General features: G+C 36.6%; 10 protein-coding genes and 2 pseudogenes. 11 read left to right on the plus strand and 1 reads right to left on the minus strand.

The window, feature by feature from the left end; genetic code table 11:
* Positions 1-6 precede the first annotated feature (6 nt).
* From B371_RS24270 to merA, 3 genes and pseudogenes are all read left to right on the plus strand, one after another.
* A pseudogene (locus B371_RS24270) lies at positions 7-275 on the plus strand (putative mercuric transport protein).
* A gap of 179 nt (positions 276-454) precedes the next feature.
* Entirely contained in the window at positions 455-589 is a 135-nt protein-coding gene (locus tag B371_RS23375) for a hypothetical protein (RefSeq protein WP_019412487.1), read from the plus strand.
* Between the two features lie 47 nt (positions 590-636).
* Positions 637-2,277, plus strand: a complete 1,641-nt coding sequence (merA, locus tag B371_RS0104615; protein WP_019413135.1) for a mercury(II) reductase — start codon at positions 637-639, stop codon at positions 2,275-2,277.
* A gap of 463 nt (positions 2,278-2,740) precedes the next feature.
* On the opposite strand, the gene B371_RS0104620 is transcribed toward merA, so the two are convergent.
* Positions 2,741-3,127: a hypothetical protein gene (locus B371_RS0104620; protein WP_019413136.1), complete on the minus strand. Its 387-nt coding sequence runs from the start codon at positions 3,125-3,127 to the stop codon at positions 2,741-2,743.
* 394 nt (positions 3,128-3,521) lie between these two features.
* On the opposite strand from B371_RS0104620, the gene B371_RS0104625 reads away from it, so the two are divergent.
* The 8 genes and pseudogenes from B371_RS0104625 (at position 3,522) to B371_RS22710 (ending at position 9,919) form a co-directional block, all read left to right on the plus strand.
* Positions 3,522-4,097 (plus strand): TetR/AcrR family transcriptional regulator, encoded by a 576-nt coding sequence (locus B371_RS0104625; protein ID WP_019413137.1) that lies wholly within the window; start codon positions 3,522-3,524, stop codon positions 4,095-4,097.
* 200 nt (positions 4,098-4,297) lie between these two features.
* Positions 4,298-5,458, plus strand: a complete 1,161-nt coding sequence (locus B371_RS0104630) for a tRNA-dihydrouridine synthase (protein ID WP_019413138.1) — start codon at positions 4,298-4,300, stop codon at positions 5,456-5,458.
* Positions 5,459-5,475: 17 nt separating this feature from the next.
* The gene (locus B371_RS0104635) at positions 5,476-6,414 is read left to right on the plus strand and encodes an NADP-dependent oxidoreductase (RefSeq protein WP_019413139.1); all 939 of its coding nucleotides are present in this window, start codon (positions 5,476-5,478) and stop codon (positions 6,412-6,414) included.
* Positions 6,415-6,965: 551 nt separating this feature from the next.
* Entirely contained in the window at positions 6,966-7,193 is a 228-nt protein-coding gene (locus B371_RS0104640) for a hypothetical protein (RefSeq protein ID WP_157185145.1), read from the plus strand.
* Positions 7,194-7,241: 48 nt separating this feature from the next.
* Positions 7,242-7,592: pseudogene (locus B371_RS0104645) on the plus strand (MFS transporter); the annotation flags it as partial.
* A 412-nt stretch (positions 7,593-8,004) separates the two neighbouring features.
* Entirely contained in the window at positions 8,005-8,184 is a 180-nt protein-coding gene (locus B371_RS0104655) for a hypothetical protein (RefSeq protein WP_019413142.1), read from the plus strand.
* Between the two features lie 1,252 nt (positions 8,185-9,436).
* Positions 9,437-9,559 carry a hypothetical protein gene (locus B371_RS24275; RefSeq protein WP_255348660.1) on the plus strand — a complete coding sequence of 41 codons (123 nt, stop codon included), beginning with the start codon at positions 9,437-9,439 and terminating at the stop codon, positions 9,557-9,559.
* A gap of 24 nt (positions 9,560-9,583) precedes the next feature.
* Positions 9,584-9,919: a tyrosine-type recombinase/integrase gene (locus tag B371_RS22710; RefSeq protein WP_202801058.1), complete on the plus strand. Its 336-nt coding sequence runs from the start codon at positions 9,584-9,586 to the stop codon at positions 9,917-9,919.
* The last annotated feature ends 423 nt before the right edge of the window (positions 9,920-10,342 follow it).

The raw sequence follows: 10,342 nt of genomic DNA on the forward strand, positions 1-10,342 counted from the left end.
AAAGAGTTGTTGCGATTGTTTTTAGCTAGCCTATGTTGAATTGGTTTAGCAATTTTAATACCACTTGGTCTAAATGGTTTAGCTGGAACACTTGCTGTTACGTTTACCCATATATAATTTCGATTATCGTAATCACTTTTTTAATGCTTTCTATCGCTCATTTACTTTTACGGAAACAATAAAAACCTTCCAATTAAATGGAAATATTGTTATTAATTTTCACTGTCGTTTTTGGGGCAATGCTTATCTACACATTATTTAGTCAGGGGATATAGAGCATGATGAAATAACTAAAATATCTATCCATAGTATTTGGGAGTGGTTTTTTAATTCTGTCTAGATGTGGTCAAGAAGTAATCGAGGATAGTTTCACAACAAGTGCAGTTCATTCGGAAAATTTAGAATCTGTTTCGTTAAGATAGTTGGATTCATTTGAGTATCATGTGATTTTACGGTGAGCTCCGCCGTTTCAAATTTGGATGGTGTTCAATATGTAGAGTTTGAGGGTTCAGAGGAAACTAAACTTACATTTGATACATCAAAAATTAGTTTAAATGAAATTGAAAAAGTGATTACTGATTTAGGATAGAAATAAGGAAATAGGAAAGTTTAAGATAAAACAGGAGGATGGTAAAGATGAATAAATTTAAAGTGAAAATTCAAGGAATGACTTGTAGGGGGTGTGAAGAACACATAGAAGTAGCACTTGAAAATATTGGGGCCAAAAACATTGAAGCTAGTTTTCGTCGTGGTGAAGCAGTATTTGAGTTACCCGATAAGATTGGGGTTGAAAATGCAAAAAAGGCGATTGATGAAGCAAAATATCAACCTGGAGAAATAAAAGAATTGTCATCACAAGAAAATGTAGTGTTAGGTAATGAAGGCGATTATGATTTACTTATCATTGGTTCTGGTGGAGCTGCTTTTTCGGCTGCGATTAAGGCAATCGAATACGGTGCAAAAGTTGGGATGATTGAGCGTGGAACGGTTGGGGGAACCTGCGTGAATATTGGTTGTGTTCCATCAAAAACACTTCTTAGAGCAGGGGAAATCAATCATTTAGCAAAATCAAATCCATTTACAGGGTTACAAACATCTGCTGGAGAAGTGGATTTAGCTTCTTTAGTAAATCAGAAAGATGAATTAGTCAGTGAGCTTCGTAATAAAAAGTATATTGATTTAATCGATGAATATGGCTTTGAATTAATTGAAGGTGAAGCGAAATTTGTTGATGAAAATACCGTTGAGGTAAGCGGAAATAAATTGTCTGCAAAACGCTTTCTAATCGCAACGGGTGCATCTCCTTCTTTACCTCTTATTTCTGGACTTGAAGATGTGGAGTATCTGACAAGTACAACGTTACTTGAATTAAAAAAAGTGCCAAAACGGTTAACGGTTATTGGTTCAGGATATATCGGATTGGAGCTTGGACAACTGTTTCATAATCTAGGTTCAGAAGTAACGCTTATACAAAGAAGTGATCGTCTATTAAAAGAATATGACCCAGAGATTTCAGAAGCAGTTGAACAAGCTCTAGTTGAACAAGGCATAAACCTTGTAAAAGAGGCAACTTATGAGTATGTAGAAGAAGTTGGAGAGATAAAAAAGGTCCATGTTACAGTAGATGGTAAGAAAAAAGTCATTGAATCAGAGCAATTACTTATTGCAACAGGAAGAAAACCAAATACGGATAAATTAAACTTAAGTGTAGCAGGGGTTGAAGTTGGTTCTCGTAAAGAAATAGTGATAAATGACTTTGCTAGGACTAGTAATGAAAAGATTTATGCAGCAGGTGATGTAACACTAGGACCTCAATTTGTATACGTAGCAGCGTATGAAGGTGGAATTGTAGCTGATAATGCTATTGGTGGATTAAATAAAAAATTAGATTTATCCGTTGTTCCTGGGGTTACATTTACAAATCCTTCGATTGCCACCGTTGGTTTAACAGAAGAACAAGCAAAAGAAAAAGGCTACGAAGTGAAAACATCTGTATTACCTTTAAGTGCTGTTCCAAGAGCGATTGTCAATCGTGACACAACAGGTGTCTTTAAGCTTGTTGCGGATGCAAAAACGCTGAAGGTGTTAGGAGTTCATATTGTATCTGAAAATGCAGGAGATGTAATTTATGCGGCGACATTAGTCGTTAAATTCGGGTTAACCGTACAAGATTTAAAAGAAAGTCTTGCACCATATTTAACAATGGCAGAAGGTTTAAAATTAGCTGCTCTTACGTTTGATAAAGATGTATCAAAATTATCTTGTTGTGCAGGATAGAATCTGTTTTCTGCTATAAATGGATCATAAGTACACAAAGTAAAGCTCGATTTTTTTTATAAGGGGTACAGCCAATATTTTGGATTTTGTTAGTTAAGCAAGTTTAAATAGGGTGAAAAATTAAATGTTGGAAATTTATTATTGGGAATGAGTTTTGGTGTCAAATGTTTGTCTAATTTTAGATATAATTCAGTTAAGTATTAGAAGTTCCGAAAACAAGCGTTTGTGGGACAGTCGTTCTTCAACTAACGGTCAGGATTTTTTAATAACAAAGAATAAATCACTATTGACTTTTTACCTTTGGTACGGGGTTCATACTATTATAGACCCTCGGAGTTTCTAGGGTGAAATCGAAGCATTTTCCAAAAATTCACTGAAAATTGAGCTTTTTGAAGAAGTGGATCTTTGTTTTCGAAATATTTCCAAAAAGGGCATGCCAAAGAAGCGTCACGTATTTGTTGGATTAACCTCGACAAGGGCATGCACCGTACTGATTACCATCACTTCTATATGACAATAAAAAACCTTTTAGTAAAGGATAGAATCCCATACCTTTTCGTCCTTTCGGATCTTGTTTCCGCAAAACAGGTACAGAATTAGGCAACTCAAACAAAGTCTGCTCTTGTATCGCTTGTTCATTTTCCGCTGGATTCTTTCTGTGCTGTTCAAGGCGTGCCTGCAGATATTGTAGCTTATGAGAAAAGTAAAGTACTTCCCATGGAAAACGGAGAGCCACCTTAGCAAAAGGCAACTGAAGAATGTGATTGGAGTAAGGCGATTCTGGGAAATGAAAAGAATCCTGAAGATAGATTACATTTGAATAATTATTTGGTATACTATTAGCAGTCATGACAAAACTCCTTTAATGGTTGCTTGTACCTCCATTATACTAAAGGTTTTCGTCATGACTTTTCTTTTTCATCAAAATGGACAAGTTTTCATTATCCATGAATTACCTGTAATTAATTAGGGTTATAATGTAGGGAACACGGCTTATTTGACCTAATTTTGGTCCAATGGCTTCTCGCAGAAGTAAAAAGGCTCGTTCTCAGTAAAGAATACGAGATCAAAAAACCTTGTATTTCTTGTTTGGGTTGGTATTTACAAGGGTTACGAAATTTTGACGGAGGCTCTCTAATAGATTTTGAGTTAAAAGGGATGCGATGAAAAAGAAAAGAATGTAAACTAGAAACTAAGATCTATTGACTATAAGAGTACGATTTAGGAGAGGAGGCGTTAGTCAAATGACTTCAAAAAAAAATGACATTATTTGCACAGTCTCCAGCCTATTTCATTCTAAAGGATACGAGAATACCAAGCTTGGTGAAATTTTAGCTGAAACAGGGATTGGGAAGGGGCAGTTCTATCATTATTTTAAGTCGAAGCGGGATTTAGGAGAAGGGGTCATTGATCATATGATTTCTGAAATGGTAGAAGGTTTGTTTGACAACATCCTTGATCAACCTCTCCCTCCGAAAGTGAAACTAAAGAAAATGCTCGATAAAATTCTAATATTACAATTAGAGCATGAAGGGAAGCGTGGATGTCCCATTGGTAATCTAGCCATTGAATTAAGTGAGCATGATCCAATATTTAGAGAAAAGTTGGCACTTTTTTTTGAACAGTGGGAGGAAAAAATTCAACAGACTCTTGATGAGATGAAACGAAATGGTGAGTTCGACTCTAAACTCAACACATTAAAAAAAGCGCGTGCGATGATTGCCACCATTGAGGGTGGACTTTTATTAATGAAAAATAAACAGGACGTAGAAGTGTTTCGGGATATAATCGAAATGATTCAATTTGAATATCGAATATAAAAGTAGATATTGAACATTGTGTAATCTACGCAAAAAAGAAAAATGGATGAAACCAAGCATTTACGTTGACTCCGTTCTTCTTTTTATATTAAACTTTGTTGTACCTACCTGTTGGTACAACTTTATTTGAAAAGTTAAGAATAACTTTAGGTAAAGAAATACAACCTACAGAGACAAATATATGGAGGTAATCAAAAGTCATGACTAAAGAAAATTTTTCGGCATTATTTTCATCAACGAATATAAAAGATATTCAAATAGCAAATCGTATCGGTTTAGCTCCTATGACACGTACAAGTGCGACACCGGAAGGATTAGCAACAGAAAAAATGGTTCAATATTATACGAATTTTGCAAATGGAGGTTTTAGTCTCATCCTAACAGAGGGTACTTATACTGATGGTCAATATAGCCAAGGCTATTTCAATCAACCAGGAATTAGCAATGAAGAACAAATTAATGCATGGAAAAAAGTCACGAAGTCTGTTAAACAACAAGGTGCTAAAATCTTCGTACAACTTATGCATGCAGGTGCATTGTCACAAGGAAATCGCTTCACTTCTGAAACCGCTGGGCCTTCTGCTGTTAAACCACTTGGTGAACAACTTGGTTTCTATGGTGGGAGTGGAGAGTTTGCTCTACCGAAGGAAATGACGGAAGCTGACATTACAGATGTCATAAAAGGATTTGTAGTTGCTGCTAAAAATGCCAAGGAAGCAGGCTTTGATGGCATCGAAGTACATGGAGCAAACGGATATGTTCTGGATCAATTTTTAACGGACTATACAAATCAACGTCAGGACCAATATGGTGGATCTCTTGAAAATCGTCTTCGCCTACCAATTGAGGTAGTCGAAGCTGTTCGTGAAGCTGTTGGTCCCGATTACCCAGTAGGAATTCGTCTTTCACAGGCTAAGGTAAATGATTCTGATCATAAATGGAAAGGTGAAGAGTCTGACGCTGAAGTCATTTTTAACAAATTAGTTGATGCAGGCGTTGACTATATCCATATTGCTGAGCCTAATGCGGCTGCATCTGCGTTTGGGGAGACTGGTCCATCTCTTATCGAACTTGTGAAAAAATATACGAATACAGTTGTCATTGCAAATGGTTCTTTAGGTGATCCAGCTGTAGCCGAAGCACTACTTAATGAAGAGAAAGCTGATATTGTAACGGTAGGAAAAGCTGCACTTGCAAATCAAGACTGGGCTAACAAAGTGAAGAATGGCAGGGGATTAGAGGAATTTGACTTCCAAAAAACCCTATTACCACAAGCTTCTTTAAAGGAATTTGAAGTAAAGCCTCAAATTGATTTATTGGGTAAAGGAATGGCGTGCGGACCAGACGGTGTTTGTGAATAACGAGGAGGAAACAAGAAATGAAAGCAATTGTTATTGAAGAGTATGGAGATAAAAACGTTCTAGTAGAGAAAACTATTGAAAGACCAAGCATCTCGGAGAACCAAGTTTTAGTGGAAGTGCATGCAACTTCTATTAATCCAATCGACTGGAAAGTTCGAGCTGGTTATTTAAAAGAAATGCTTCCATTTGAATTCCCCATCATTTTAGGATGGGACGCAGCAGGCGTCGTTGTGGAAGCTGGGAGCAATGTAACAGATTTCAAGGTAGGGGACCGAGTATTTACTCGTCCAGCAACGACCAATCGAGGAACGTATGCAGAATATCTATCTGTAGATTCTCACCTACTTGCCAGAATACCTGAAGAAATGAGCTTTGAAGAAGCAGCAGCATTTCCTCTAGCTGGATTAACCGCATGGCAATGTCTTGTTGATTTTGGAAATCTTCAAAAAGGGGACAAAGTGTTAATTCATGCTGGAGCAGGAGGGGTTGGAATATTTGCCATCCAAATCGCAAAAAGCTTTGGTGCTTATGTTGTGACAACCGCTAGTGAGAATAATGTTGAATTTTTAACATCGCTTGGTGCAGATGAAGTCATTAATTATAAAGAAAACGATTTCAGCGAGGTGTTAAATGGATTCGATCTTGTGTTAGACTCTATCGGTGGAGACATTCAATCGAAAAGCTATAAAGTGCTAAAAGAGAAAGGAAAGCTTGTTTCTATCGTCCAACCACCTTCTGAAGAAGAGGCAGCAAGTTTTAACGCTGAAGCTGGATTCGTTTGGTTAGAGCCGAATGGCGAACAGCTACAGAAATTAGCTGACCTTTATGTAGAGGGTAAAGTGAGGCCTGTTATCGGTAAAACATTTGACTTTAGTGAACAATCTCTAAAAGATGCACATGACCTAAGTGAAACACATCATGCACGTGGGAAAATTGTCATTCGCGTAAAAAAATAAGAACTTGAAGATCAAATCATAATAGTGGTTTGGTCTTTTTTTCTTTTTAGGTTTAAATAGACAGCGTAACACCCCTGAAACAGAGTTTGAGGAAGAATTATATTAATATATTTAAATTACCATTATTTTTTACATTATTTTGAACTACTAAAAGAGAGACGGAAAGAGGAAAAACGAAAGAACGTTGGCACGATGAGCTATGCAAAACTGAGACGGAACACGAAGATGAATGATGCTTACCTTTTTCGAGATGAGAAACGTCCCTTTCACGCGTGAGATTCACGCAAGTGATCTATTTGTCTCTTCTAATCAGACGGAGGTATCCGCAAGATTGGATTATGCCGTAAAGCATCGACAGTTCTGTCTATTGACAGGTGAAGCAGGTGCAGGGAAATCAACGGCAGTCAGCACACTATCGCTAAGAAGTGACTCGGTTCACCACCGGTATCTGTATATCTAAGATTCGGCCCTCACGCCAAACCGATAGATTCAAAGCGTTAATTCCCTTGATTTCTACGAAAATGAAAAGAAGATTCCGGTGATCGTTCTAGGTGAAGTCATCATTTCTCCAAAACGATGTTACAAATATTAAGGTTTTTACTCAATTTCAAAAAGGATTCTATGTCTCCGCTTGCCTTGATTATCGCGGGGCAGCCCGGTCTTCGAAATGCCTTGAAGGCAAAGCAGTTGGCGGTCATAGATCAGCGAATCCAGATGCGTTTTCAAATGAGTGGATTGGCAGAAGAAGAGACTGGGAATTATATACGGTATCAGTTTAAAGTTACCGTACACCACACGAAGTATTCTCAGAAGAGGCCATTATGGCAATTTATCTATTAATTAGTGGGAATCCACCATACTCTGTAGTCGTTGTTCTTTTCTTTTTGATTGGTTATGGAAGTGGTGCTAGTGCTTTAACATTTGTCATTGTACGTAAATCCTTTAAGCAAAATGAGGTTGGTGTGGTTTCTGGTTTTGCAAATACGGGGGGATTTTTGAGTGCCGTGCTGTTGCCAAGTATGTTTGGGAAAGTATTGGATCATTTTCATTTGGTAGATATAAGCGTGGGATATAACTATGGTTTCATAATACCTGTTGTATTCTCTCTAATTGGCCTAACCGGTGCACTTTTCTTAATGGAACAACGGCTGCCAAAAATGCAGTTGAATAATAAGTAGTTAAATATATATACACTTTAAACTATTCTTTGTACGCAAATGCAGGTCAGAGTTAAAGAAAAGGGTTGCTGCAGGGTAGCGGGTTCTGTCTTCGAGTACAAAAATTAAATTATCACACCATTTAGCAGTCCAATTCGCATCTGAATTGGACTGCCATTTTTTGTTGATTTGTAAATGTTTTAAACCGGATTGAGGGTAAATCAGCGCCATAATTAGCGCCCCTTATAACAGGTTGATAGAGTTATTGTCAGTGTGGAATTTGTATGTTAATTTCGATGCTAATAGAGGATTTAATTTTAAGAATATTTATTGGATATTTATGTTAAAATGAAAGGAAACTTTACTAACTAACGAGCAAGTTAGTTAAAGAAGGGCATCGTAAAAATTTGGGGGTTTTGGGGGGAGATCTAATTTGGACTTTTGGAGGATACTTATATTTTTAATGATTGTAATTAGCGTTTATTCTGCTTGGAAAGATTTTAGGAGAAAGTTTGAAAAAGGAGAAGGTGAAGAAGAAATAAGACATGCATTTGTGCCTTTTCTCCTGATGATAATTATGTTTCTTATAGCAATTGCAGTATTTGTTTTTTAAACTAACAGCGTTCTAAACGTGAAAAACAGAAGATTATCTATGATTAATCTTAACTTTACAACTAAGGATGGGAATGATAGAACCATGTTTCTTGAAACCATCCCGTCAATACTCCTGCATGCGTCTTGATTGACTGGTCATGGAGTGTGAAGCACAGGCAGATTCGGTTGAACGAAGGTTGAAGCCATTCTTATGGAAAAGGTATGCCGAAGGATAGACCGCATGGCTGAAAAACTAAGTGTCAAGTACCTGTGTAAAAAACTAATCAGTTTATTCACTAAAATTACAGAATAATTTCACTTGAAGCTGCAGGAAATGGATTTCATTAAATTGATTCCTCATAATATCTCATTTTTATGAGTTTTCATAAATTTAGTGGTGCCACCCACAGTTATTTAGTGGAAATATTTGGTTAAAAAAGTACTGATTTTATCATTTATTTTCTATTTATTCCCTAATCTGATCACAAAATCGACCATGGGTGGCACCTTTTATTGGCGAAGGTCAGGTTTCCACTCAAAACCACATAGAAAATCTAGCAGCCGTCGAAATTTCTTCGGGCGTTTATTTTATGTAAAGATCCCAGTCTCTTCTATCATTTTCTAAGAGGTTTTATAAAATAGCATTAAAATATATCGTTAAATCGACTACAGTAAGGCTTTTAAACCAAGGACTTGTGGCGTTCAAGAAATTCCAACTTCATATGTAAAAGGCGGGCCAACCACAATGGGATTTCTGAAGGTAGTTCCGTACACGGCCTAGTGTTATTCCTGTTTCTGCACAATTAATTAACGCGATATTCGATAAATCCAGTTAAAAATACTTGTAATAGAGCATTGTCCTATACACCAAGACCGAACCTTTCTAGCGAAAAAATCATTTTGAAGACAGGTCAAGGCAAATTATATGCGACTCAAGCGACTGGAAACACAATTTTATCCGCTTTTGAATGTCCTGATAGTTAAGAAAAACCTAAGGGGCTTCAACAAAAGGTGCCACCCACGTTGAATTTAGATGACATTTCTAATCAAATCTGTGGATAAATAGCAATTAAATTAATAAAATCAATACTTTTTTAACTAAATATACCTAATAAATTACTGTGGGTGGCACCCCAGAATTTATGATGATTCACAAAAATGATAATTTATGAGCAATTAATTTAATGAAATCCCTTTTTTACAGAATTTCATTAAATTATCTATACAATTGTAGTGAATAATTGGAATAGTTTTTTACACAGGTACCCGTTTTGCAAGGCATTAATTCGGGACTTCGTATCAGTGATTTGTTGCCATTAAAAATTGACGATGTCATCGATGAACGAGGAAAAGTGAAGGATCGTATTTCCATTCGTGAAAAAAAAACAAATTAAGCGAAAGATTTTCCCATTAGTGATGTGTCAAAAAAAGCCATCCTCGAGTATTTAGACTTCAGGAATTATGAACGTGACGAACCATTATTTCTATCTAAGAAAAAAAACAAAGGAAAATCCCCTTTGTTACGCCAACAAGCGTGTAAAATTATAAATGATGCCGCAAGAGAAGGAGGCATTACAGATAAGATTGGAACGCATACACTCCGTAAGACGTTTGGGTATCACGCTTATCAAGCTGGTGCTAACATTGAAATCATTCAAAAATTATTTAATCATTCGGCACCCAGCATCACCTTGCGGTATATCGGAATAACGCAAGATGATTTAGACGATGTGTACTTGAATTTGAATTTGTAAAGAAAAGGCGAAGTGAGCAGTTTTCACATCAGATTGATTCATTAAACGACAAAATCGATCTTCTTGAGATACCACAAGAAGGTCGATTTTAGTAAGCTAAAGGAATCCCATGTCTAGAGAGTTTAGTACAAAGCATGATTGAATTGGTCGATGCCTTAACCATAATTATTGCTTAACGTTGTAAATCCGTGTTTTTCTGGTACTCCCCCCCTTAAGGAGTTCCATTTTCATGGAATCCCAGTTATCAATGAGATGCTGTCGTAGGTTTTGTACGGGCATTTCATCAATACCATGGCTTCCTTTATTACCTGCATTCCCGAAAAATTATACCAATGAATATACAAAAACCGCTCTATAACAAGGTTTTATCTAATAGTTTCGTTGACTTCTTTCGTATTCTTTGGTATAATTATACCAAGGAAT

The sequence above is a fragment of the Paenisporosarcina sp. TG20 genome, assembly GCF_000286315.1.
Lineage (GTDB): Bacteria > Bacillota > Bacilli > Bacillales_A > Planococcaceae > Paenisporosarcina.